Origin of the sequence: Kribbella hippodromi (assembly GCF_039531045.1) — a bacterium.
Classification (GTDB): Bacteria; Actinomycetota; Actinomycetes; order Propionibacteriales; family Kribbellaceae; genus Kribbella; species Kribbella hippodromi.
The window spans coordinates 314,187-337,027 of the sequence record NZ_BAAAPH010000001.1; the positions used below are offsets into that span (position 1 = coordinate 314,187).

The 22,841-nt window shown below is 65.8% G+C and carries 34 protein-coding genes and 6 tRNA genes; 30 read left to right on the plus strand and 10 right to left on the minus strand.

The annotated features are described in order from the left end of the window. Positions 1–238 precede the first annotated feature (238 nt). The 7 genes from ABD260_RS01465 to ABD260_RS01495 form a co-directional block, all read right to left on the minus strand. Positions 239–1,456: an RtcB family protein gene (locus ABD260_RS01465; RefSeq protein ID WP_425553258.1), complete on the minus strand. Its 1,218-nt coding sequence runs from the start codon at positions 1,454–1,456 to the stop codon at positions 239–241. A gap of 1 nt (position 1,457) precedes the next feature. Further along, positions 1,458–1,552: transfer RNA gene (locus ABD260_RS01470), tRNA-Ser, on the minus strand. 27 nt (positions 1,553–1,579) lie between these two features. Next, positions 1,580–1,652: transfer RNA gene (locus ABD260_RS01475), tRNA-Gln, on the minus strand. 33 nt (positions 1,653–1,685) lie between these two features. After that, positions 1,686–2,132 (minus strand): HNH endonuclease, encoded by a 447-nt coding sequence (locus ABD260_RS01480; protein ID WP_344231447.1) that lies wholly within the window; start codon positions 2,130–2,132, stop codon positions 1,686–1,688. A 105-nt stretch (positions 2,133–2,237) separates the two neighbouring features. Continuing rightward, positions 2,238–2,311, minus strand: a tRNA-Leu gene (locus tag ABD260_RS01485). A 137-nt stretch (positions 2,312–2,448) separates the two neighbouring features. After that, a tRNA-Arg gene (locus ABD260_RS01490) sits at positions 2,449–2,522 on the minus strand. A 91-nt stretch (positions 2,523–2,613) separates the two neighbouring features. Then, positions 2,614–2,689, minus strand: a tRNA-Pro gene (locus ABD260_RS01495). A gap of 945 nt (positions 2,690–3,634) precedes the next feature. Between ABD260_RS01495 and ABD260_RS01500 the strand changes: the two genes are divergently transcribed. Next, positions 3,635–3,710: transfer RNA gene (locus ABD260_RS01500), tRNA-Thr, on the plus strand. Between the two features lie 53 nt (positions 3,711–3,763). Here ABD260_RS01500 and ABD260_RS01505 read toward each other — a convergent pair. Further along, a complete protein-coding gene (locus ABD260_RS01505; RefSeq protein WP_344231448.1) occupies positions 3,764–4,921 on the minus strand; it encodes a site-specific integrase in 1,158 nt (385 codons plus the stop codon). Then, positions 4,921–5,577 (minus strand): helix-turn-helix transcriptional regulator, encoded by a 657-nt coding sequence (locus tag ABD260_RS01510; RefSeq protein ID WP_344231449.1) that lies wholly within the window; start codon positions 5,575–5,577, stop codon positions 4,921–4,923. Before ABD260_RS01510 ends, ABD260_RS01505 begins: the two co-directional genes overlap by 1 nt. A 132-nt stretch (positions 5,578–5,709) precedes the next feature. On the opposite strand from ABD260_RS01510, the gene ABD260_RS01515 reads away from it, so the two are divergent. The 29 genes from ABD260_RS01515 to ABD260_RS01655 all read left to right on the plus strand — a co-directional run bounded on the left by ABD260_RS01515 (position 5,710) and on the right by ABD260_RS01655 (position 22,490). Next, entirely contained in the window at positions 5,710–5,934 is a 225-nt protein-coding gene (locus ABD260_RS01515; protein ID WP_344231450.1) for a helix-turn-helix transcriptional regulator, read from the plus strand. After that, complete coding sequence (locus ABD260_RS01520) at positions 5,931–6,158, plus strand: hypothetical protein (protein WP_344231451.1); 228 nt, start codon at positions 5,931–5,933, stop codon at positions 6,156–6,158. The genes ABD260_RS01515 and ABD260_RS01520 overlap by 4 nt, the downstream gene beginning before the upstream one ends. Beyond that, the gene (locus ABD260_RS01525; protein ID WP_344231452.1) at positions 6,145–6,516 is read left to right on the plus strand and encodes a hypothetical protein; all 372 of its coding nucleotides are present in this window, start codon (positions 6,145–6,147) and stop codon (positions 6,514–6,516) included. The genes ABD260_RS01520 and ABD260_RS01525 overlap by 14 nt, the downstream gene beginning before the upstream one ends. Then, entirely contained in the window at positions 6,513–7,241 is a 729-nt protein-coding gene (locus ABD260_RS01530) for a helix-turn-helix domain-containing protein (RefSeq protein ID WP_344231453.1), read from the plus strand. Before ABD260_RS01525 ends, ABD260_RS01530 begins: the two co-directional genes overlap by 4 nt. Next, on the plus strand, positions 7,228–7,491 hold the full coding sequence (locus ABD260_RS01535; protein ID WP_344231454.1) for a hypothetical protein: 264 nt from the start codon (positions 7,228–7,230) through the stop codon (positions 7,489–7,491). The genes ABD260_RS01530 and ABD260_RS01535 overlap by 14 nt, the downstream gene beginning before the upstream one ends. Further along, on the plus strand, positions 7,488–7,670 hold the full coding sequence (locus ABD260_RS01540) for a hypothetical protein (protein WP_344231455.1): 183 nt from the start codon (positions 7,488–7,490) through the stop codon (positions 7,668–7,670). The genes ABD260_RS01535 and ABD260_RS01540 overlap by 4 nt, the downstream gene beginning before the upstream one ends. Next, entirely contained in the window at positions 7,667–7,813 is a 147-nt protein-coding gene (locus ABD260_RS01545; RefSeq protein ID WP_344231456.1) for a hypothetical protein, read from the plus strand. The genes ABD260_RS01540 and ABD260_RS01545 overlap by 4 nt, the downstream gene beginning before the upstream one ends. Continuing rightward, on the plus strand, positions 7,813–7,956 hold the full coding sequence (locus ABD260_RS01550; RefSeq protein ID WP_344231457.1) for a hypothetical protein: 144 nt from the start codon (positions 7,813–7,815) through the stop codon (positions 7,954–7,956). Before ABD260_RS01545 ends, ABD260_RS01550 begins: the two co-directional genes overlap by 1 nt. Before the next feature lie 420 nt (positions 7,957–8,376). After that, entirely contained in the window at positions 8,377–8,667 is a 291-nt protein-coding gene (locus tag ABD260_RS01555) for a hypothetical protein (RefSeq protein WP_344231458.1), read from the plus strand. Then, a complete protein-coding gene (locus ABD260_RS01560; protein ID WP_344231459.1) occupies positions 8,585–10,129 on the plus strand; it encodes a terminase large subunit domain-containing protein in 1,545 nt (514 codons plus the stop codon). The genes ABD260_RS01555 and ABD260_RS01560 overlap by 83 nt, the downstream gene beginning before the upstream one ends. Before the next feature lie 11 nt (positions 10,130–10,140). Continuing rightward, complete coding sequence (locus ABD260_RS01565; RefSeq protein WP_344231460.1) at positions 10,141–10,293, plus strand: hypothetical protein; 153 nt, start codon at positions 10,141–10,143, stop codon at positions 10,291–10,293. Positions 10,294–10,361: 68 nt separating this feature from the next. Continuing rightward, positions 10,362–11,519, plus strand: a complete 1,158-nt coding sequence (locus tag ABD260_RS01570) for a phage portal protein (protein WP_344231461.1) — start codon at positions 10,362–10,364, stop codon at positions 11,517–11,519. Further along, positions 11,488–11,637 carry a hypothetical protein gene (locus ABD260_RS01575; protein ID WP_344231462.1) on the plus strand — a complete coding sequence of 50 codons (150 nt, stop codon included), beginning with the start codon at positions 11,488–11,490 and terminating at the stop codon, positions 11,635–11,637. The genes ABD260_RS01570 and ABD260_RS01575 overlap by 32 nt, the downstream gene beginning before the upstream one ends. 3 nt (positions 11,638–11,640) lie before the next feature. Then, positions 11,641–12,210, plus strand: coding sequence for an HK97 family phage prohead protease (locus ABD260_RS01580; RefSeq protein WP_344231463.1), 570 nt, complete (start codon positions 11,641–11,643; stop codon positions 12,208–12,210). Positions 12,211–12,373: 163 nt separating this feature from the next. After that, the gene (locus tag ABD260_RS01585; RefSeq protein WP_344231464.1) at positions 12,374–13,669 is read left to right on the plus strand and encodes a phage major capsid family protein; all 1,296 of its coding nucleotides are present in this window, start codon (positions 12,374–12,376) and stop codon (positions 13,667–13,669) included. Positions 13,670–13,699: 30 nt separating this feature from the next. Continuing rightward, positions 13,700–14,035: a hypothetical protein gene (locus ABD260_RS01590; protein ID WP_344231465.1), complete on the plus strand. Its 336-nt coding sequence runs from the start codon at positions 13,700–13,702 to the stop codon at positions 14,033–14,035. Beyond that, positions 14,032–14,367, plus strand: coding sequence for a hypothetical protein (locus tag ABD260_RS01595; RefSeq protein ID WP_344231466.1), 336 nt, complete (start codon positions 14,032–14,034; stop codon positions 14,365–14,367). Before ABD260_RS01590 ends, ABD260_RS01595 begins: the two co-directional genes overlap by 4 nt. Beyond that, on the plus strand, positions 14,367–14,780 hold the full coding sequence (locus ABD260_RS01600; RefSeq protein ID WP_344231467.1) for a hypothetical protein: 414 nt from the start codon (positions 14,367–14,369) through the stop codon (positions 14,778–14,780). Before ABD260_RS01595 ends, ABD260_RS01600 begins: the two co-directional genes overlap by 1 nt. After that, positions 14,780–15,127 (plus strand): hypothetical protein, encoded by a 348-nt coding sequence (locus tag ABD260_RS01605; RefSeq protein WP_344231468.1) that lies wholly within the window; start codon positions 14,780–14,782, stop codon positions 15,125–15,127. Before ABD260_RS01600 ends, ABD260_RS01605 begins: the two co-directional genes overlap by 1 nt. 23 nt (positions 15,128–15,150) lie before the next feature. Next, the gene (locus ABD260_RS01610) at positions 15,151–15,507 is read left to right on the plus strand and encodes a hypothetical protein (RefSeq protein WP_344231469.1); all 357 of its coding nucleotides are present in this window, start codon (positions 15,151–15,153) and stop codon (positions 15,505–15,507) included. Between the two features lie 79 nt (positions 15,508–15,586). Further along, positions 15,587–16,012: a hypothetical protein gene (locus tag ABD260_RS01615; RefSeq protein WP_344231470.1), complete on the plus strand. Its 426-nt coding sequence runs from the start codon at positions 15,587–15,589 to the stop codon at positions 16,010–16,012. Then, the gene (locus ABD260_RS01620; protein ID WP_344231471.1) at positions 16,005–17,891 is read left to right on the plus strand and encodes a hypothetical protein; all 1,887 of its coding nucleotides are present in this window, start codon (positions 16,005–16,007) and stop codon (positions 17,889–17,891) included. Before ABD260_RS01615 ends, ABD260_RS01620 begins: the two co-directional genes overlap by 8 nt. Beyond that, positions 17,891–18,691, plus strand: coding sequence for a hypothetical protein (locus ABD260_RS01625; RefSeq protein WP_344231472.1), 801 nt, complete (start codon positions 17,891–17,893; stop codon positions 18,689–18,691). Before ABD260_RS01620 ends, ABD260_RS01625 begins: the two co-directional genes overlap by 1 nt. Continuing rightward, complete coding sequence (locus ABD260_RS01630; protein ID WP_344231473.1) at positions 18,688–19,830, plus strand: DUF5047 domain-containing protein; 1,143 nt, start codon at positions 18,688–18,690, stop codon at positions 19,828–19,830. Before ABD260_RS01625 ends, ABD260_RS01630 begins: the two co-directional genes overlap by 4 nt. Next, positions 19,827–20,498, plus strand: coding sequence for a hypothetical protein (locus tag ABD260_RS01635; RefSeq protein ID WP_344231474.1), 672 nt, complete (start codon positions 19,827–19,829; stop codon positions 20,496–20,498). The genes ABD260_RS01630 and ABD260_RS01635 overlap by 4 nt, the downstream gene beginning before the upstream one ends. 12 nt (positions 20,499–20,510) lie before the next feature. Next, positions 20,511–21,290 carry a glycine-rich domain-containing protein gene (locus tag ABD260_RS01640; protein ID WP_344231475.1) on the plus strand — a complete coding sequence of 260 codons (780 nt, stop codon included), beginning with the start codon at positions 20,511–20,513 and terminating at the stop codon, positions 21,288–21,290. Positions 21,291–21,315: 25 nt separating this feature from the next. Next, positions 21,316–21,564, plus strand: a complete 249-nt coding sequence (locus ABD260_RS01645; RefSeq protein ID WP_344231476.1) for a hypothetical protein — start codon at positions 21,316–21,318, stop codon at positions 21,562–21,564. 3 nt (positions 21,565–21,567) lie between these two features. Then, complete coding sequence (locus tag ABD260_RS01650) at positions 21,568–22,275, plus strand: N-acetylmuramoyl-L-alanine amidase (RefSeq protein WP_344231477.1); 708 nt, start codon at positions 21,568–21,570, stop codon at positions 22,273–22,275. Beyond that, positions 22,275–22,490, plus strand: a complete 216-nt coding sequence (locus tag ABD260_RS01655) for a hypothetical protein (protein ID WP_344231479.1) — start codon at positions 22,275–22,277, stop codon at positions 22,488–22,490. Before ABD260_RS01650 ends, ABD260_RS01655 begins: the two co-directional genes overlap by 1 nt. A gap of 109 nt (positions 22,491–22,599) precedes the next feature. On the opposite strand, the gene ABD260_RS01660 is transcribed toward ABD260_RS01655, so the two are convergent. Further along, the gene (locus ABD260_RS01660; RefSeq protein WP_344231480.1) at positions 22,600–22,824 is read right to left on the minus strand and encodes a hypothetical protein; all 225 of its coding nucleotides are present in this window, start codon (positions 22,822–22,824) and stop codon (positions 22,600–22,602) included. Positions 22,825–22,841 lie beyond the last annotated feature (17 nt).

The window sequence follows — 22,841 nt, forward strand, 5'->3', positions numbered from 1 at the left end:
TGACATGCACCACCTGACATGCACCACCTGACATGCACCACCTGACATGCACCACCTGACATGCACCACCCGGCGCCGATCACCTGACTCGCACCATCTGCCGCCCGCCATCTCCCCTGCAGACGGCGGGCGGCCTGTGGATAACCTCCCCACCTCCACCCCGCGAACTTGTACGCTTAGTGGAAAGGAAGGGGGCGCACGGCAGGCAGGCAGGCACACGACGTACCCACCTACCGGCTCAGCCCTTGACGCAGATGATCTGCTTCAGGTGGGCGACGACCTCGACCAGGTCGGACTGGGCGGCGATGACCGAGTCGATGTCCTTGTACGCCGCGGGGATCTCGTCAATCACCCCGGCGTCCTTGCGGGACTCGACACCGGCCGTCTGCGCAACCAGGTCCTCGACGGTGTACCGCCGCTTCGCCTCGTTGCGGCTCATCCGCCGGCCTGCCCCGTGCGAGGCCGAGTAGAAGGACCGCTCCGAGCCGAGCCCGCGGACAACGTACGACCCAGTGCCCATCGACCCCGGGATCAGTCCGAGATCACCGAGGCCCGCCCGGATCGCGCCCTTGCGGGTGACCAGCAGGTCAAGCCCATCGAACTGCTCCTCGGCCACGTAGTTGTGGTGGCAGGAGATCGGCTGCTCGAACCGTACCTCGACCTCGAACGACTCCCGCACTGCCTGCATCACCAGCGCGAGCATCACCGCGCGGTTCCGGGCCGCGTACTCCTGCGCCCAGGTGAGATCCCGCCGGTACGCGTCCATCTCCGGCGTACCGGACAGGAACACCGCCAGGTCACGGTCCGGCAGGTCCGCGTTGTGCGGCAGCCCGCGCGCGATCCGCATGTGCCGCTCGGCCAGTTCCTTGCCGATGTTCCGGCTGCCCGAGTGCAGCATCAGCCACACGCGGTCCTCGTCGTCGAGGCACACCTCGATGAAGTGGTTGCCGCCACCCAGCGATCCCATCTGCTGCTTGGCCTTGCGTTCCCGGTCCTGCACGCCGTCATGCAGACTCGTGAACCCACCCCACAACCGATCCCACGCCCGCGGGTCCAGCCCGAGCCGACGTACGCCGACCGGGTCCTCGTGCGCCCGGAACCCCACCGGCACAGCCGCCTCGATCCGCGACCGGATCGCCGACAGGTCGTCGGGCAGATCGGCAGCGGTCAGCGAGGTGAGTACGCCTTCCATCCCACACCCGATGTCGACCCCGACCGCGGCCGGCGACACCGCCTGGTACATCGCGATCACCGACCCGACAGTCGCACCCTTACCCAGGTGTACGTCCGGCATCACCCGTACGCCATGCACCCACGGCAGCGCGGCGATGTTCCGCAACTGCTGCAGCGCCTGCGCACTGACTTCATGCTCGGGCGCCCACATCAGCGTGGAGCTCTTGGCCCCACTCAACTCAACCGGAAGCTCCATCTCCCCACTCTCCTCGTCTGTGTACATGCGGTGAGACTGGGATTCGAACCCAGACGTCCCGGTCAAGGGACCTGCCGTTTTCGAGACGGCTGCCGCTAGGCCTGACACTCGGCTTATCTCACCAGGACGCACGCCGCGACGGGCGCACAGCTGCCAGGGCAGGGCTCGAACCTGCGGGGCCTCGGGTCAGAACCGAGGTTGGGTCACCGTCGCCCACCTGGCATCGCGCTCGTCGGCGGCACCGGTGGGTGTCGCGTCAGAGCGCTATCTCGGCACGGGACGGAACCCACGGCTGCCACAACAGCGGCATCCCGGCTTCCTCCGGCGTACGCGAGCCCTTCTTCTCGTTGCACCCCGCGTGGGCGGCGACGGCGTTCAGCCATTCGCCGCGTCCACCGCGTGACCGTGGAACCACGTGATCCATCGTGGTAGCACCCAGCTGACCGCAGTACGCGCAGGTGTACTTGTCCCGCTTCAGTACGCCTGCGCGCGTGTACTGCAGCCGCCCGGACGCGTACCGCCACTTCATCACGACGTACCGGACCAGCCGCAGCACCCGGGGCAGGGGGAACGGACCGATGTGCGCGCCGTCATGCGCTTCCTCGACGACGGCGACCTCCCGGACGAGCATCCGGATGGCGTGCGGGATCGACACGACGTGCAGCTGCTCGTACGAGGCGTTCAGGACGATCACACCGCTCATGTGGTTCCTCCTCCCTTCCAGTGTGCCCGACCGGCGGTTGGCAGGTCGGCGATCTCGGTGTCGGTTCATTTCGGGCTGTTCGTTCGTGCTGCTGAGGTTCGTACGTGCGGCCCCAGGGATTCGAACCCTGAACCTCCTGGTCCTAAGCCAGGCGCCTCTCCCAGTTGGGCCAGAGCCGCGTACTCCGGTCTGCGCTACGCCGGAGCGTTCATCTACAGTGCGTGAGCACTTCGTACGCAGGGTGTCCGGCGGGGCTCGAACCCGCTTTCTCCGGGGCCACGTCCCGGTGCATCGCCCGCTTCTGCTTCGGACACAGCACACCCGGCAGGATTCGAACCTGCAACCTCCTGCTTCGTAGGCAGGCACTCTGTCCGGTTGAGCTACGGGCGTACGGTGCCCTGCGCCGGATGTACTGCGGATTTCCGACGCAGAGCACGCTTGTGGCGCCCGCTCGGCCGGTAGCGAGCATGCTGCGGGCGCCTGGTCCAGCTGGAGGGACTCGAACCCCCGATCTCCTCAACCCAAATGAGGCGGCCTGGCCACTGGCCGACAGCTGGTCCTCCCCACGGCGACGTGCCGCGGGGAAATGCGATGAATGTCCAGTTGTCATTGTTCGTGCCGATATCCGCGAATACCGGAAAAAGCATCGGTGGAAGGAATCGAACCCTCGCGACGCGGGATTGGAATCCGGTCCGCAACCATTGCGCACCGACGAAACCCGTTTCCGGGCAAAAGAAAAGACCGCCTGCACCGGACACCCGGCTCAGACGGCCCCTGAGGACTCTCCACAAGGAGATCACCCAGGCGGACCGCCTACCGTACGCCCACTCAGCTCAATTCTTGGCTCGGTACCGAGCTGGTGATAGAACGCTTCATCGCCAACGGATCGCAGACACACCGACAAAGCTTCGCGGTCACCCCGCCAAGCCCTCGCCAGCTTCTGCATCCCGTACACGATGTCTCCTCAAGTCCTGTTTTGCTTGCGGAAATTATTCTGACCCATCCCCCAACCCAAGTCAACGAATTTCCCAAACAACCCATTCCCGAACAATTCCCAACCACCCAACCGCCCAACCGCCCAACCAAACCAGCCCACCAAGCCAGACCTGCCCACCAAGCCAAACCAGCCCAACCAGCCAAACCAGACAGCCAGCCCACCGCCCCGATCCCAGCCCGGATCTGGCCTCCGCGTTCTCGCAGGCGCAGTTTCTCCGACGCCCGCCCCCACCACCACGTTCCACGCACCAACAACCAACCCCACCGCAGGCCGCCCGCCCACCCGGACCAGGCCCGCCGCACCCCCAACCCATCCCACCCCGCCCCGCCTTGCCCCGCTACCTCACCCGACCGATCGCACCCAGACCTTCCGCACCCCGCCAGCCACCACTCAAGCCAGGTGACCCACACCACAACCCCTTCCCCGGACCCCACCCACCCACCCGCCTCCGGGTATCCGATTCGGATCCACCCCCACTCTCCCGCTACACTCTTCCCCGGCACCCGCCGCCTTAGCTCAGTCGGCAGAGCGTCTCACTCGTAATGAGAAGGTCGTCGGTTCGATTCCGACAGGCGGCTCCAAGCGTGGACCTGGTCATCTGGCCGGGTCCACGACCACTTTACGACCACAAAACTCATGCGGCCCTCCCGAGGATCGTGGCCGCCTCGGCTGTTGCTACACCGCGGCCCATGTAGACGTCTTGGGTCATCGACGGGTTGCTGTGACCGAGGTGTTCGGCGATCGCCCGGGCAGACAGTCCGGCCTCGTCCATGCGGGTCGCGACAGTCTTCCGGAACGTGTGGCTCGTGACCCAGGTGAACCCTGCATCGATCCGCAGTAGTGCCGCCTTGAGGTCGCGGTTCGTGTTGCTCGGGTTCCGGGGTGCGCCGGCTTTCGACGGGAACAGCAGGCCGAGTTCGTTGCCCGGCCATGCGAGCGCCGTGGTCTGGCGCCGCGTTAGAACCGCGACGACGTTCGGCGGCAACGCGATGACGCGCCACCCGGCCTCCGTCTTCGGACGCTCCTGGAACACCGTGCCGAGCTTCTTCAACCTGATCACTGTCGCGTTCACCTCAAGCACGCCGGCGGCCAGGTCGCACGAGGTGATTCGGATGCCGAGCACCTCACCGATTCGCATGCCGGTGCCGTCCAGCACCTCGGCGAGGTCGGCAAGGTCGTCGTGCTCGATGTCGGCTTCCTGGTCGACGGTGATCTTGTCGAGGATGATCCCCTGCTCGTCGACGGTGAGCGCCTTGGCCTTGGATCTCTTGTCGCTCGGGATCTTCGCGACCTCACGAACCGGGTTCGTCTTGATCGCGCCGTGCCGGACGGCCAGTTGCATCAGCAACGACAGCACCGTGCGGCAGGTGCGTGCCTTCGATACGCCTGAGTTGGTGCGGACGGCCTTCAGGAAGCGGTCGCAGGCCGGTACGTCGGACTCGCGACAGGTGAGCGCGCCCATTGCCGGAATTACCTTGTCGCTCAGGTCGTTCTCGTACAGTTGCTTCGAACCGTCGGCCAGGTCGGACGCCTTGACCTCGTCGAGCCAGACCACCGCGAGGTCCCGAATCTTGGTGTCCGCGGTGATGTCCCCACCTGTCGGGCCGATCCGGTCCCGCAGTGCCTCCTTCAGCCGCCGCTCAGCCGCTGCCCTCGACGCGCCGTACCTCGTGACCGGCCGGGTGCGGCCGTCGAAGTCGCGGAACCGCGCTCGCGCACGGACCTTCTTCGGCCCCATGGCGGTGAAATCAACCTGCCCGAACGTGCCGACCGGCAGTGCTGGTCTGCCCATCAGAGACGGTCCCTTCGCTCATTCAGGGCTTCAAGCACAGCGTCCGGATCTTGCTGCGCCAACCTCACAGCCTTTTCGCGTCGCGCTTTCGCCGCCGCGTCGCGTTCGGCCTGGCGTGCGACTGCCGCCTGGCGAGCCTCTCGCTCCACGATCTCGGCCTCTGCGGTACTCATGGCTGCGACCGCCATGTGCAATGAGGTCGACTGCTCGGCGTATACCCCTGCATACGTGGCCAGGGACTCGCTCATCAGTTGCCGCGTCTGCTCGACCTGTTGCTCGAGATCCTGGATCTTCTCCCGTAGGAATTCGAGGGTGGACGGCTCCCCTTGAACCGGCAGCCAGAAGAGCGCGCCAGCAGGTAGGCCGCAGACGTGCGCAACAGCGACGGCCTCACTCACACGCAGAGGGCGCCGACCAGCTTCCATCTTGGCGATAGTTGTCTGGTGTAGGTCGAAGCCAAGTCGACTGAGCTGATCTGCGAGATCGGATTGCGACCACCGGCGCTCTTCTCTCAACTGTCGGATCTTCGCGCCGAGGATCTTCTCGTGCTGTTCGAAGCCTTCGCGTAGGGCTTCCCGACCCTCGGCGAGCTCCTCATGGGCGGCGGCCTGAAAGAACGCCGTATCGCCCCGGCTGTCGTCAGCACTGTTAGTCACGTGCCAACGGTACAAGCCATTGTGGACAGAAATCAATGCCATACGCGCACGATGCTGGCTACACCTTCGTTGCAGTCCTGATACGCTTCAGTGGCACGGTTTAGCTAACCGTCATCACTTAGGGAGTAGGGCATGACGATCACCCACAGTTGGGCCGAGGGTCAGAAGATCCTCACGATCGCGGAAGTGTCAGCGATGACGCGCACGCCTACCGCGACCCTGCGGTTTTGGCGTTCCCGAGGAGACCGCGGACCGAAGAGCTTCAAGATCGGGCCGAAGAGGGTCGGCTACCTGGAGAGCGATGTGCTCGCCTGGATCGAGGAGCAGTACAAGGCGGCGGACGAGGTGTCCGCGTGACCGAGACAGCGAACAAGAAGAAGGCCGGCGGCGGGCTGCCACCCACCACCGGCCGCGAGAACCAACTGAGCGCCGGTCTCTCGCACAACGCTACCGCCAGTGTCGCACGTGCCGACCGGCGGCGCTGGGAGTCGTTCGATGTATGGCTAGCTCGTTACGAGCGCGCCACCGGTGCGGACGCCTGGCACTCGAACATCCCTGGGGGTCCTCGTGGATGGCGTTGATCCGCGCCAGTTGGCGCTCGACTTCATGGCACCGATCCCACCGGGTGCGTACGACGGCGTCGAGCAGGCAGAGCAGAACACCGAGGACGGCTGGCGGGCATACGCCCGTGCGGAGCTGGAGGTGCTGGCTCGCACCGGCCTGACCTTCACCGCGGACGACCTGGTGAAGGTCATTGGTGCACCCGACCATCCGAACCGGATCGGGGCCGCGTTCCTGTCGGCGCGGAAGGCGGGAATCATCGAGCCCACCGGAGAGGTTCGACCAAGTACCACGCCGTCTCGGCATGGGTCGTTGGTTCGTGTCTGGAAGGGTTCCGATAACCCTTCTCCGAACCCTTCCGGGAAGGACGCGGCGTGAGTGAACCCACCGGCTTCGGAATGGTGCCGCGGCACCTCGAAGGGAAGCTGACCGCGATCGAGCTGGCGGTGTACGTAGCTCTGTCGTGGAACGCGAACCCCGAGGGCAAGTGCTGGCCCAGTCACAAGAGCCTGGCGAGGTCCGCCGGATGCTCAGAGAGCTCGGTGAAGACCGCGCTGAAGAACCTGCGGGCAAAGGGGTTGGTGTCGTGGGAGAACCGCACCAGCCCCGAGGGTGACCCGACCTCCAACGTCTACTACCTGTCGGTGTGGGAGCGGAAGAAGCGGCCCAAAGCATCCGCAAATCAGACAGGAGATGACCCGGGGGTGGGTCAGGAGGTGCCCCAGGGTGGGTCACCAGGCACCGACGAACAAGACCATCTCAACAAGACCAATGCTTCTTCTTCGAAGAAGGATCAACGCTCTGCGCCGATCAATGAGCCGACAATGTCGGGCCTGCGTGGCCGCCAGCGTGACAATTTCGACGTGGACTCTCTGGTCGCTGAACTTGAGTACGACTTCGAAGCGAACGGCTATCTGGCCAACCACAACTGGTTCGCGGACACCACTGAGTTCGTCGAAGCTGCTGTGTCCGAGGTCAGGGAAGACGTCGCCATCAAGGACCCCGCTGCCTGGCTCACCACGTCCCTGAAGAACCTGTCCCCGGTGGGCAAGGCGTACCGGCTGATGAAGATCGTGGGAGAAGGCGACTATGACGACGACTGACCAAGAGCTCCCGATCGAGGACGTACCGGTGAAGAAGAAGACCGGCAGCCCCCCGAAGACGCCCTCGCAGAAGCAGCCACACCCCGACGACCAGTACCAGTTCACGGTCCTCGCCAGCCTGCCGTACCGCAGCTTCGACCCGATGTGCTGCACCAAGTTCAGCGCCGAAGTGTGGCGCGGCATCGAGGATGACGACATCTACGTGACGTACCGGCACGCCAGCGACTGCGAAGTCTGGAGGTTCGTATGAGCACCCGACCGACCGGCCGCAACCAGTGCCACATGTGCAGCGATACCGGCGAACGCTGCACCGCCGAAGTCCTCGACCCCATCGCCGAGGTCAAGCTGTGCGCAAAGCACACCGCCCGCGTCCTGCAGTACGCCGTCTGGGTGAAGACCCGTATCGCTGCCAAGGAGGCCACAGCATGAGCGCCTGCACCCTGACCCTGCTGTACCGAAACGGCCACACGTCCACCTGGAATATGGGTTCCCGACGTGCAGCCGAGCGCCTGGTCGACAGGCTTAACAAGCGAGGCCGCATCACTCGTTACCGCATCATCGAGGAGGACTGATGAACGGATTGCTCGGCTGCTACATCGCAGGCACCCTCGACGGCATCGCGCTCGGCTACCTGATCGCTGCCCTGATCTACCGCCGGAACGTGCGGCGCACAGCCAACCAGGCAGCGCGGCAGATCCAGGGCATGGGTAAGTAGCCATGCCCAACCCCCAGCGTCGCGGCGGCAGGCGTGCTCAGCGCCTCGCTGAGTACGTCATCCGTCGTGACCTGGGGGTCTGCTGGTTGTGTGGTCACGGGGGAGCCGACACAGCAGACCACGTCATCCCCGTCGCCCAACGACCTGACCTGGAGTACGACGTGCGCAACCTACGAGCTGCACATGGGACACAGCGCACCATCAGCACCCATGGGTACCAGTGCCAGGGGAACTACGGACGCGGTGATGCAGCAGCACCGACGACGAGCACGCACTCCCGCTCGTGGTGATCAGAGGGCGGCATGCTCAGCCGTTTTCCCGATCCGACTGAGGCCCAGGTAATCCGCATGTCCGTCCCCCGCTCTCTCTCTTGACTTCAAGATGCTTCGCTAGAACGTAACTCTCGTTTACACTTTGATCGTGGATCGCTTGTCGGCGGTTGATGCTGTCGAGGCTGCTCTGGCCGGTGTCGAGTTATCGCCGCGTCAGGGCGTGCTGGTGGCGCAGGCGCGTGCGGTGGCTGAGGCGTTCGACCGCGAGGCTGACGAGGGCCACACGATCCGGCTGACGACCGCGTCGACGGAGTTGCGGCAGGTTCTGGCGGAACTGTTCGGGGCGGAGGCGGTGAATGACGACAGCGACGGTTGGGACGCAGACGCTGAACTGGCCCGACTCACACGGTCCGGCCCCACGTTGGGCGACATCGCGTAGCCCTGAGCGGCCGACGTACGGTCCCGCGGTCGCCGAGATCGCGGAGCAGCTGGGTACGCCGCTGATGCCGTGGCAGCGTCACGTTGTGGATGTGGCGTTGGAGGTCCGCCCGGATGGATCGTGGGCGTACTCGGAGATCGTGATCACGATCCCTCGCCAGGCCGGGAAAACGACGGTTCTGCGGCCGATCACTGTGCATCGTTGCCTGGCCGGTGACGTGCGCCGGGTGTTCTTGGCGGCACAGACCCGCAAGCACTCGCGCCGCCGCTGGATGGACGCGTGCTCGGCGATGCAGCACAGCCGGCTGTTGAAGGGCAAGACGAAGCAGAAGGTCAGCAACGGGTTCGAGTCGCTTGAGTTCCCCGCCACTGGGTCGAGCTTCGAACCGTTCGCGCCGTCCGGTGAGGATCTCCACGGCGAGACGCCGGACCTGGTGCTGCTGGACGAGATCTGGGCGTTTACCGCCGACGAGTACGCAGTCCTCATGGGCGCGATCCAGCCCGGGTTCACCACCAAGGACGGGCAGACGATCAAGACCAGCACCGCCGGCACTGCAGCGTCCTACGGTCTGAACGAGGCCCGGGAGCGTGGACGGGCTGCGGTCGAACGCGGCGACGTAACCGGTATCGCGTACTTCGAATGGTCGCTGCCGGACGAGCTCGACGGCGTTGCCCTCGACGAGCTCGACGACATGGCGCTGTTGGCCGCTGTACTCAAGCATCACCCTGCCCGATGTCAGGACCCGGAGTGTCATGGTCCCGCAGGTGGCAAGCCGTGCCCGCATGGGTTCACGGTCAGGGACGCATCGATTGCCGAGTCGCAGTCGAAGATGGACCGCTCGGAGTTCCTACGTGGCTTCGGGAACCGGTCGACCGAGACCGAGGCGGACCGGGTGATCCCTGAGTCTGCGGTGACCGCCTCGTCAACTGTGGATCGTATTCCGGCAGACGTAGCGCCGGGCATCGCCTTCGATGTGGACCCGGATCGGCGATGCGCGACGATCACCGCCGGATGGCGTGGCCCAGACGGTCGGTCACTCGTCGAGATCATCGAGCACGGCCTCGGTACGCGGTGGGTCGCTGGCGCGGTTATCGGAATCCTGGAACGGCAAGGACTGAAGCGGGTCACGGTCAACAACGCCGGTCCTGCTCGTGATGTGGCCGATGAGATCGAGCGCTCCGGGTTCGAAGTGGACCGGGTCACCGCCCCTGACTACGCAGCGGCCTGCGTCAGGTTCCACGACGAGATCAGGGCCATGCCCCAACCGACCGTCCTGCACTACGGACAGGCCGACCTGGTCGAAGCGTTTGGTCATCTGGCTTGGCGACGGTTAGGACAGTCGCTGGCATTCACCTCCAGCGGGGAGCCCGTGACCGCTGTGACGGCGGCAGCTCTCGCTGTTTGGGCGGCTGATCATCCGGCGGCGATCGAGCCGCCACTACCCAGGTCGCAGGTCTTCTGATGGGAGCAGGGATGAAGAGATTGCTGCCCGTCGCGGGCCAGATGTTAGGTGCCGCGCTGGTGGTCGCCGCTGTCGGTGTGCTGGCAGGGCTTTGGTGGGCCGTGGGGTTGGCCGGGCTGGTCATCGTGGCTGTCGGGGTCCTCGCTGAAGGTGGGCGGCTCTGATGGGCCTCGGACGGCTTCTGAGCCGACAGACCCCACAGCACGACCGGGCTGCTGGTGCAGGATTCCAGGTGATCATCGACGGGACTCCGGTCAACATGCCGATGTCGCTGTACCGGGGCGGCATGTCGCTGCCGGGTGCGTGGCGAGCCGCGTTGATGATCTCGGACCTGGTGGGTTCGGTGCCGTGGGATGCGTACGTCGAGCGGGAGGGGCGGGCTGCCGAGAAGATCACGCCGCGGCCTTGGTTGCTTGAGCAGCCGGCGCCACCGGAGGTTCGGATGACGACGTTCTCCAGTTGGGCGCTGGACCTGATTTGGCACGGCAACGCGATCGGCCTGGTCGCGGACCGGGACATCGATGGCTATCCGACGGCGGTGCTACCGATCCCCGCTGAGGAGGTCGGGGTGCGGCGCGTCGGCTATGAGGCGATGAGTGCACTGCCGGTCGGGGCGATCGAGTATCAGATCGGCGGTCAGGGCTACGGGGTCTACGACGTGGTCCACGTCAAGGGACCGTGCAAGCCGTCGGATGTGCGCGGCTTCGGTGTCCTTGAGGCACACCTGTCGGGGCTGACTGGCGCTGACGGCGGAACCCTGGACCTTGCGATCGAGTTGCAGCGGCAGGCGCGTTCGGTCGGGGCGCACGGTGTGCCGACGGGGACCTTGAAATCCGACAACCCGGACCTCACCAAGGATGAGGCCGACCGGATGAAGGCCACGTGGCTGGCCGCGCAACGTGACCGGACAGTCGCGGTGCTGAATGCGACCACCTCGTTCGAGTCGCTGGCGTGGAATCCGACCGAACTGCAGCTAGTCGAGGCACGGAAGATGTCGCTGCTGGAGACCGCCTTGCTGTTCGGTGTGCAGCCGTCCGCGCTCGGCGTCGAGACGTCGAACCGCACCTACCGAAACGACAACGCCGAGGACGTGAAGTTCGCGAAGTGGGGGCTTCGCGGGCACGTCGGCCGCTTCGAGCAGTGCCTTTCGCAGGCATTCCCGCCCGGCGTGTGCGTCGAGGCGAACCTCGACGACGTCCTGCGTGCCGACGCGTTGACGAGGGCGCAGGTCGCTCAGATCCGCGTCAACTCGAAGGTATGGACCCGGAACGAGGCCCGTGCCGAAGACGGACGGCCGCCGCTCGAAGGCGGCGACGCCATCGATCCCGCCGAAGCTGATCCCTCTGAGGAGAACGCAAATGAGCCGCAAGTCGACCCAGCCGGCCAGTGACGTCCAGCCTGCGAAGGCTGAGTGCAATGCGCCGGACTGCCCCCGGACCCCGACCACTCGCGGGCTTTGCGACGCGCACTACGCCTCGCTGCGCGGGCTTGCTGACCCGAAGGACTGAACCATGACCGACGACGTTCTGTTCCGGGCGTTCACCCCCGACCTGGAGATCCGTTCCGACGGCGACGGCCGCACCATCCGCGGCATCGCCGTCCCCTACAGCCAGGCGGTGCGGATCGACGCACGGCTGACCGAGCAGTTCGCCCGCGGCGCGTTCAACCACCAACTCCGAGCGGCGAACCGGGTGAAGCTCGCCCGCGGGCACCTGCCGATGGGCGGCAGCCTGATCGGACGGGCGACGCTGCTGCGCGACGACGCGGCCGGTCTGTACGCGGAACTTCGCGTGTCGGAGACGCCGCTCGGCGACGAGACGCTGGCGCTCGTGAAGGACGGCGCGCTGACGGACCTGTCGATCGGGTTCCGGGAGCGGAAGAACCGCAACCTGCCTGGAGGGATCACCGAGCGAGTGAAGGCGGACCTGTCGGAGATCGGCGTCGTCCTGGAAGGCGCGTACGGCGCACTGGCCACGGTGTCCGGTGTGCGGGCCGTCAACGACGACCTTGCGGAGGTGGAGGCGCGGATCGCCGAGGCGCGGCAGATCCTCGCCACGCTGCCGCCCCTTCCGATTTCGTAACTCTCATTTACAACTTGAGATATCATCGACAGTGCAAGGCAGTACGACGGCACCCCCGTTGAGCACGTACGGCACCCCCACGCAACAGGTGGGCACCCCGGGCGAGTGAGCGGACACCCCGGCGAGCGAGTGACTACTCCTCCGAGCCGGAAGGCCCACCCCCGTGAACCCGTACCTGAAGCGGAAGCGCGAGCAGTACGAGGCGCTCCGCACCTCCATCGAAGGCATTCAAACCCGCGCCGCCGAGGGCGACGGGCGTGACCTGACCGAAGACGAGCTGACGCTTGTCCGGTCCCAGGGCGATGAGGCGAAGAAGCTGTTCGCCGAGATCGAGTCGCTGACCGAGATCGAGACCCGCAACGCGAAGGTCGCCGAGCTCGCCGCGACGGTCGCCGATGACACGAAGACCGAGACTCGTTCGCTGGGCACATCGAACACCACCGCGAAGGATCGTGACCCCGGCCACTACCGGTCCACGACGGACGGCGGCCAGCACTCGTTCTTCAGTGACATGTACCGCGCCAAGACCAACGGTGACGAGGCCGCGGCGGTACGCCTGGAGCAGCACAACCGGGCGCTGTCGACCGGCAGCAACGGTCCCGGTGTGGTCGCGCCGCACTGGCTGACCGAGGAGTTCGAGCTGCTCGCACGTCAGGGCCGTGTGCTGCCGGTGCGCAGCATCCCGCTCGGTGACGATCCGCGCCCGCTGACGCTGCCAAAGCAGACCGTCGGCACGGACGCCGTGGTGGCAGAGCAGGCGTCGGAGAACACCCCTGTCGGTGGGGCGGACGCGTGGGACAGCGACGTCGATACCGTCACCCCGAAGCCGACCGCGGGTAAGCAGACCGTGTCCCGGCAGATGGTGGACATGTCGACCCCGGCGATCGACCTGCTGATCTACGGCGACCTCATGGAGGTCTACAACTCGAAAGTCGAGGCGAAGATCGGTACGGGCCTCGTCACCGCCGCAGGTGCGGCTGTGGTGACGCTGGCGTCGGACGCCACGAACTTCACCGCCACCGCCGCCTACGACGCGGTGATCGACGCGGCGATCGCGGTCCTGAACTCCCGCAAGGCGCCGGCCGATGTGCTGGCGATGACGGTCAACCGTTGGGGCAAGTTCAAGAAGCTCAAGGGAACCGACAACCGGCCGCTCATCCCGGCGTCGACCGCGGGTCCGATGAACGCGATCGGTGTCGGCACCGTCAACGCGATGGGCCAGATCGACGAGCTTGGCGTGTTCGCCTCCGACGGCATCGGCAACGGCTCGACCTACCCCGAGTCGTTCCTCGCGTACAAGGCGAGTGACCAGCTGCTGTTCGAGTCGAACGTCCTGCGCTTCCGGTTCGAAGAGGTCAACGGCCCAGAGTCGATCGTCCTCGGCGTCTGGGGCTACACCGCGTTCATCTCGCGCCAGGCCGGCAAGTCGGTCAAGCGGGTGCAGATCACCGCGGCCTGATCCCAAGCAGACGAGAGGGGAGGTGTCGACGTGGCGGTTCCGACGCTCGCAGAGGTCCGGACACGGTTGAAGCTGACCACCGACCGGATCAATGACGACGAGCTCGGCGACGTCCTGGCGGCTGAGATCGAACTGCAGCGCAAGGTCTGCACGATCCCTGCTGACCCGACGAACCCACCCGCCGACGCCTTCCCTGTTCCACTCCGCACAGCCCTGTTCCGCCGTGTAGCTCGATCCCTTGCGTTGAAGGGGATTCCGCTCGCGGTGCTGCAGGGCGACGCGGAGACAGGCACCACGATCCTGCCGAGCAACGATCCCGAGGTACGGCGGATAGAACGCCCGTACCGGATCGAGGTCGTTGCATGATCACTACCCGCCAGACCATCGCGGATGCGCTCACGACCGTCGACGGGCTCACCGGCTACGCGAAGCGCCCGGATGTCCTCGGCGAAGGCGTCGGGTACGCGCTGGTACAGCAGGTCGACCGTGGACCTGGGCAGGCGTTCCAGACCACATGGCGCGTGTTCGTGCTGCTCAGCGGCGATGAGTACGCCGCTCTCGACCAGCTCGACGACTTCGCGGTCAAGGTTCCCGCCGCACTTCACGAGGTGCTGTTCGTCGACAGCATCACCCCCTACGCCATCACGACGGACGCCGGTGAGTTCTTCGGCTTCCAACTCATTGCAAGGAGTGAATGATGAGTGCCCCCGCTGGTGCCTACGTGCTGAGGGACGCGCTGGTCAGCTTCGCGGCGACCGATTACGCGAACCAGTGCACCAAGGCTGTATTGACCCCGGACCAGCCCTCGCAGACGCTGAGGACGATGGTCCCGGACGGTGTGTCCGTCGACGTCGACACAGCTGTGTGGACGCTGTCCCTCTCCGGCATTCAGGACTACAAGTCCGGTCAGGGCTTGGCCCGGTTCCTGACCGACAACGCTGGTACGTCGCAGACCCTGACGCTGACGCCTCGCAAGGGTGGCCCGGGTGCTTCGGCCACCGTCACCGTCATCTGCAAGGCGACGCCCTTTGGTGGCGACCAGGGCAACTTCACCACTTTCGACATCGAGTTGCCGTGCACCGGTGCTCCCGTCTGGACGGACCTTCCGTAATGGCACGAGACAGCGTCACCACCCAGAAGATCACCCGCGCCGGGCTTACCCCGGCCCTCACCGCGGTGTCCGCGAACAACGACGTGATCGACGCCGGCTCGGTGTTCCTTCAGGTCGCCAACGGCTCTGGCTCCTCGATCAACGTCACCGTCAACAGCCCGGTGACCGTGGACGGCCTGACCGTTGGGCCGCTGGTCGTCGCTGTCGGCGCGGGTGCCACGAAGCTGATCGGCCCGTTCCCGGTGGCCACGTTCGCACGGCCGTCATCGTCGGGCACCGACGTTGGCCGGGTCTACGTCGACTACAGCGCGACCACCTCGATCACTCGTGCCGTAGTCAGTTTCTGATCGGCCTTGAGGAGGGGAACTGAATGATCACGCTGAAGGTCACCCCGGACGGCGGCGAGCCGTACACAGTCACTGCCACGTCCCGCGACGTACTGATGTGGGAGAAGACCACGCAGGGCAACAAGTCCTTCGTCGACCTGGTCAACGCGCCGAACTTGATCGACCTGTACAAGGTCGCCCACTTGGCATCGCAACGACAGGGCCTCTTCCCCGGGTCGTACCAGGATTTCGAGGCGTCCTGCGAGGTCGACGGTGAAACCGAGGACGACCCGGAGCCGGACCCTACCCAGTCGGCAGCCTCCACCGCCGACTCATCGAGCTCGCCATCCGAACAGGCATCAGCCCCACGGAGTGGGCGAACGAAGGCGAACGGGCGATAGTCACCGCCCTTGAACTGCTGTCAGAAGGCAACGGCGAGACTGGAGGGGAGGCACCGGCCGGATGGGTCTTACAATCCGCGTGAGCATCGCAGGCGCTCGCGAAACCCTGGCTGCGTTCCGTCAGTTGCCGAAGGACGCGAGCAAGGAACTGCGGGATGCCTCGACCCGGATCAGCGAGGTCGAGGCCGTCAAGATCCGCAGTGCCGCTGCTTCCTCGTCGGCACAATCCGCACTGGTTGCCCCCGGCATCCGTGCGCGGCGGGACCGTCTCCCCTCGATCGTTGTCGGCGGTGCCCGCAAGGTCGGCCGGAACCGCAAGCCGCTCAACAAGATCATGTACGGCGCCAACTTCGGCGCGACCGCCTTGAAGCAGTTTCGTCCCCACCGGGGCGCCGGCGATGAGGACTACTGGTTCTTCTCGACCGTTGAGAAGGATCTGCCGCAGATGGTCGACCAGTGGGGGCGTGCGGTCGACAAGGTGATCCGGCGGTGGGGCAATGGCTGACACCTCACGCACGATCAAACTGAAGCTCGACGCTGACGCCGCGGGACTCGTTGCTGCGACGAAGGTCGGAGAGCGTGAGGTCGACCGGTTCACGAAGTCTGTCGACAAGAAGTTCCGCAGGTCGGGCGAGGACTCCGGTAAGGGCTTCGGCTCATCGTTGCTGAAGTGGTTCAAGGGCGACGGTTCGAAGCTTCTCGGCGAGGGCGGCCAACTCAGCGGGGAAGCCTTCAACAGCGGACTCGGCGGCGCGCTCAAGACTCCGATCATCGGGCCCGCGATCCTGGCTGCCGCTGCTGGCGTCGTGGCCACTGTCGCACCTGCTGCCGGGGCGATCGTGGCCGGCGGAATCGTTGCGGGGTTCGGCGCAGGGTTGGCCGGTCTGGGCATCGCATTCGCTGCGAAGTCCGAGGTGGTCAAGGCTGTCTGGTCGAAGACGCTTGGCGACATGGGCGCGCAGATGCAGGTGCTGTCCAAGCCATTCGAGTCGACTCTGATCTCGATGGCGGCAGTTGCCAAGCGAACGTTCGGCACCTTCAAGCCCGAGCTGGACAAGGCGTTCAAGACCATCGCCCCGGCGCTGACGCAGTTCGGCGACCAGTTGGGGCAGGCGTTCGGGAAGCTGGCTCCCGCAGTCGCGCCGCTGTCGCAGGCGTTCAAGGCTGTCCTGCAGTCGCTCGGTCCCGCGATGCAGTCGGCTCTGGGCAGCGTCTCCAAGGGTCTGCAGGACCTCGCGGCGTCGGTGCAGAGGTCCCCGTCAGGGCTCGCCGACCTGGTGAAGGGCCTGGGCGACACGGTCAAGATCGGGCTCGACATCATCCGCGTGCTGAACGACGCGAACGGGGCCATCGAAAAGATCACCGGTGGATTCAGCGGCGTCGACGTCGTCATGGTGGCGGTGAACTCGACCTTGGGTGCAATCAAGATTGCGCTGCAGGTTCTTCTCGCGCCGCTGGAGGGAGCGGCGAAGCTGCTGCAGAAGCTGGGGATCATCAGCAAGGACACCGGCAATCAGCAGGACGTGCTCGCAACGAACGTAGCCGGCGCTGCCGAGGCGGCGCAGAAGGCCGCGACCCCGGCAGAGGTCCTGACGACGAAGCTCAACCGGCAGAAGGCCGCCACGGATGCCGTGGTGCAGTCGATGTTCCGGCTGCAGAACCTTGCCTTGGGGTTGTCAGGCGCGCAGATCAACTACCAGCAGGCGCTCGACGATGCCACTGCGGCAGTGAAGCAGAACGGCAAGAACCTCGACATCAACACTGAGAAGGGCCGTGCGAACAAGACCGCGCTGGACAACATCGCAAGCTCGGCCAACGCGCAGACCAAGGCGTTGATCGACGGCGGCAAGGGATGGGTAGCGGCGAACACGTCGGCGGAGACCTCACGGCAGGCGTTTGTCAGAGTCGCTACCCAGATGGGCCTATCCAGGAAGGCAGCCCACGCGCTCGCGGCTCAGCTCATCGGCATCCCGCCGAAGAAGAACGTCGACCTGTCGGTGTCCGGCGCCGCCGCCGCTAAGGCAAAGGTAGACAAGCTGGCCGCGAGCGTCGCCGCCCTGAAGAACCGGACCGTGTACGTGAACATGGTGCAGTCGAACATCGGCGGCATCCCCGCTGGGATCAGGGCTCCGGGCAGGGCATCGGGTGGTCCGGTGTCTCCAGGCCGCACCTATCTGGTTGGCGAGCAGGGACCGGAGCTCCTGACAATGGGCAGCAGTGGCGGGCACGTCACGAACGCCCGGCAGACCGCTGCCGCTCTGCAAGGCGGCGACACCTACGTGTACGTGACGATCGACGGCCAGCAGTTGCAGGGCCGCATCGACAAGACGATTCGGACTAGCAACCGCCAGTTGAAGCGGACCGTGCAGGCAGGGGCGCGCTGATGGCGATCACGGCAACCTACGACCCGGTGCTGTCGCGCATTCGGCTATCCGCCACCGCGCTCGGCGCGACCGCGGTCACAGCACAGTTCCTGCGCAGCACCAACGGTGGAATCTCCTACACTGCCGTGGTTCGCGGCGGCAACTCAGTCCCTGTCGCATCCCAGAACGCAGCAGCTGACGACTACGAATGGCAACCTGGGGTCGCGACCACCTACCTGGTGCAGGGGCTCGCGGCGAACGGCGCCGCCGTGTCGATCTATACCGCCACTGTCACGCAAGACATCACCTCGGCGTGGCTCAAGGTGCCGGCTGCGCCGTTCCTGAATACCCCGGTCACGGTGGTGGACCACGGCGACGTGACCCGCAAATCCCGCGCCGGGCTGTTCCCGATCGTCGGTCGCAGCAAACCCGTGATGGTCGGCGACATTGCCTCAAGCATCTTCTACGACCTGCAGCTACTGACCCAAGATGCCGCCGGGGAATCGAACCTGGACTACCTGTTTGCATCCGGTGAGGTCGTGTTCCTGCAACTCCCGTCCACCGTGACCAACGTCCCGGGCGGCTACTTCTCGGTCGGGGACGTGTCCAGAACGCCGACCCTGCGGCTATCCCCCCGGCGAGTATGGACCGTGCCGTTGACGGAGGTCGCCGCTCCCGGCCCCGACGTGGTCGGCTCGGCGTACACGTGGACCTCGGTACTCGCCGACTACGCCACGTGGACCACGCTCACCGCCGCAAACGCCACCTGGTCGGCGCTCCTGGCGCGTACCGGTTCACCATCGGACGTGATCGTCGCATGAGGCCCGTCTCCGCGAAGTTCCTCACCACCCTGCAGGGCTCGCACCTGGCTGTGTTCCGGGCCCGGGTGTGTACGACGTTCCAGACCGGCACGAACCCGACTGGGACCGAGATCCCGATCGAGGACGGCGATGTGACCGCGTCGTCAACATCGACGATCCGCTCAACGCTGTCCCTCACCACCTCGCAGGCGTGGCCACAGTCATCGACGGATCTCCTGGCCCCCTACGGAAATGAGATCTTTGTCGAACGCGGCATTGCCTACGGCAACGGTCAGAAGGAATGGGTGGGGCTCGGCTATTTCCGCATCAACACCCCCGAGCAGGATCAGGTACCGAGCGCCGAAGTGACGATCGCTGCCACGGACCGCATGGCGGGGATCGTCGACGCACGGTTCCTCTCGCCGCGTCAGTTCGCGTCCACTCTCACCAACGGGCAGTTGGCACAGATGCTGATCACCGAGGTGTACCCGTCCGCAACGATCTCGTGGGACGACACCCTGGTCCGGGACGACACGCTCGACCGGACGATCATCACCGAAGACGACCGGGCGGGGACGCTGAACGACCTGATTACCTCACTCGGCAAGGTGGGGTGGTGGCGCTACGACGGGGTGTTTCGGATCGCCACGCCCCCGTCGGTGACCGGGGCACCGAACTGGATGATCGCCGCGGGCACCCAGGGCGTGCTCGTCCAGATGTCACGCTCGCTGACCCGTGAGGGGGTCTACAACGCCGTTGTAGCCACAGGCGAGGCTGGAGATACCACCGCGCCCGCCACGGCCACCGCGTACAACCTGGACGCGGACAGCCCCACCTACTACAACGGCCCGTTCGGTCCGGTGCCGCGGTTTTACTCGTCGCCGTTCATCACCACGAAACCACAGGCGCTGTCGGCGGCGACCGCGATTCTCCGCAGATCTCTCGGCCTTCCGTACCAGGTCGACCTGACGAGCATCGCCAACCCGGCCCTTGAGCCGTACGACGTGATCAAGGTCGGCTACCCGCGCAGTTCGCGGGACCGGTCGCTGTACACCGAGACCCACGTCATTGACGAAGTGACGATCCCGCTCGTCCCCACGCAGCCAGTCACGCTGAAGACCCGGCAGCAGCAGACCGACCTGATCGGGAGCGCATCGTGATCACCGACAACATAGCCACCCTGTTCGATGCCGGACAGCCGGGTGTCAGGTTCCGTCAGGGCACCATCCTGACTTGGGACGCCAACTCGGGCGCGAACACGATCGACTTGGCCGGCGGCACCCTCACCAATGTGCCGATCCTCAACACCGGTGAGGCAGTCGCGCTGAAGACAGGCCACATCGTCGGCCTACTCGGACAGGGCAGCACGTGGTTCATCATCGGGAGAGTCACGCTGCCCAGCGATCCGAACTTCGCGTCGGCGTCCGTGGCGTTCGGGTCCGGCGGGGCGCAGTTGTTCAACTACAGCGTCTCCACGACCGAGACCCTCAAGGCATCGTCCAGCGAGATCGTTGTACCCGACTGGGCGGATGAGGCGATCGTGATCGTCGCCGGCAATGGCTGCGTCGTGAACAACCAAGCCTCCGTTGTATCCGTCGCGATGGAGGTCGGCGTCAACGGGGGCCACGGCGGCGGCGCGTGGAACGCAGTACAACCCGGTCAGATCGGGTCGTTCGCTGCCGCCTCCCGGAACCTGTTCACCGGCCTGTCCGGTGGCGAGACGCTGACGCTGGAGGCGCTGGTCGTGTGCAACACCCTTTCGATCGCCGCAAACGGTGCGAACGCCCTGTTCATGCACGGCATCGCCGTATTCAAGAGCAACGTCTAGGAGGGCTGACCCATGGCCGGCACCACACCAACCTTCGGTTTCCCGTACCAGACTCTCGGAGACGCCCCGAGCGGCGCGCAAGGCCTGCAGGATCTCGCGACTGCGGTCGAGGGCGTCATCAGCCGTATGGACACCTCCATGAAGGAGACGACCTTCACGTCCTCGGGCACGTGGACGAAGAACGTCAACCCCGCGCCGAAGTGGGTACACGTCTTCGCGCAGGCGCCAGGTGGCGCAGGAGGTGGCTCCGGTGCTGCGGCCAGCGGTCAGAACTCGAAGGGAGCGGGCGGGGGAGGCGGTGAGTTCCGGCAGCGCAAGTACGACGCCTCCTCGCTTGGCGCGACCGAGACCGTGACGGTGGGCGCTGTCGGCGCGGGTGCATCTGGAGCGAACGGCGGCAACGGCGGCAACGTGTCGTTCTCCAGCTCGACCAACCTCCTACAGGCTGTCGGCGGACTGGGCGGGGCGTTCGCAGCCTCCAGCGTGACCCCATTCGGTTCCAGCCCTGGAGCTGGCGGCAGCGGTGGGTCAGGCGGTATCGGCAGCGCGGGGAGCGCCGGTACTCCGTCCTGGGGCGACGCAAACCTGGGCATCTCCGGCAGCGGTGGCGCAAGCGTCATGGGCGGCGGTGCTGCAGGGCGGACGGCCGCGACGGTAGGCAACTCGCTCCCCGGTGGCGCCGGCGGCATCTACGGCGGCGGCGGCAGCGGGGCGCTGTCCACTTCGACCGGCGCTGCGGCGGCCGGTGGCAACGGCGGACCGGGTCTCGTCATCGTCCGCGAGTACTTCTAACCACGGGGAATCTGGGGAGGCAGTGATGGCAGAACCGACCTTGAGCGAGGTTCACGCGGACCTGGTGGGCCGCCTCAAGCACGACGAACGGCTGAGGACCTTGGAGCAGCAAACAGCTACGTTGCAGGCGATCGTGCAGGACATACCGCGCATGGAGGCGCGGATCATGGCGGCCATCCAGGAGGCTAAGCCGAAGAACACAGCCGCCTGGGCGTCGGTCATCGTTGCTGCGGTCACCGTCGTCGTCGCGATCGTCGCGTACACGGCGAGGTGACGTATGGCACTCTATCCAGGCGCACGCCAACGGCCTATTCCGCCAGGCAGCAACGACCCGGCGATCATCCCGATCGGCGTCGTGCTCCATGTCGACGCCGGCAACTCGGGATCGTTGTACGACTACTTCGACGGCAAGTCAGGCGGCATCGAGTCCCACCTCTTCATCCGCAAGGACGGCGGGGTCGAGCAGTACCGCGACACCCAGCGCGAGGCAGACGCCAACTACCACGGCAACAGCTTCGTGCGCGATGGCAAGACGTACGGGTTCATCTCGGTCGAGACCCAGGGGTTCGCCGCGGGGGAGTGGACCGACGCCCAGCTTTCGGAGATCAAGAAGTTCCTGCTGTGGGCACACAGGACGCACGGCATCCCGCTACGTCTCTGCCCCGCCTGGGATCAGCCCGGCGTCGGCTGGCACGTCATGTGGGGCGCTCCAGGCCCGTGGACGAACGCCCGAGGCAAGGTATGCCCCGGCCCCGACCGAGTGAAGCAGTTCAACAACGTGCTGGTGCCGTGGTTCGCCAGCGCCACGAAGCCAGTGGAGGACGACATGCCGTACACCCCAGACCAGATCCGCGCCATGGTCCAGGCCGAGCTTGAGGAGTACAACGCCCGGTTCTGGACCGCTCCCACCGGTACCGGCACGGCTATCCGCGCCCAGTTGGACCGGATTGAGAAGACGCTTGACGATGAGGCGGCGAAGTCCTGATGGCCACCGGTGACGGCCTGAAGTCCACCAAGGCGGTCGTGGCGGCGGTACTCGGATTCATCGCCCCTGGTGCCGGCTACTTGGCTGGTGTCTCGTCCGACGGCGTCTCCGCGAACGAGTGGATCGTGGCGTTGTGCTTCTGCATTGGCGGCAGCGCGGTGGTGGGTGGTTCGGTGTACCAGTTTGAGAACAAGGCGAAGAGCACCGAACTGTAGGAAACCTGCCTCTCGCCTACATTGCGACCGCCGATTGAAGGCCGACGAACAGAGAATCGCCCGGCACCCCTGTTGGAAGGGGGAGCCGGGTGCTTTCGCATGTCCGGGCTCAGATGCGGCTGAGGTACCTGACGAGTCCGATGCTGTGGTAGTCGTATGGGAGGTCCTGGTCATCCCAAATCATGCATAGCCACATGCCGATCGAATCGACGGACCCGTCGCCGTACTCGAAGTGGTGCACCCGGTCTCCTGGGTTCAGATCCTCGGCTGTTACCTCGTCGAGTGGTTTGGCCGCACCTCGCCGCTTGCGCTCGACCTTCACTACCGGGGTCATATCGACTCGGCGTGGTA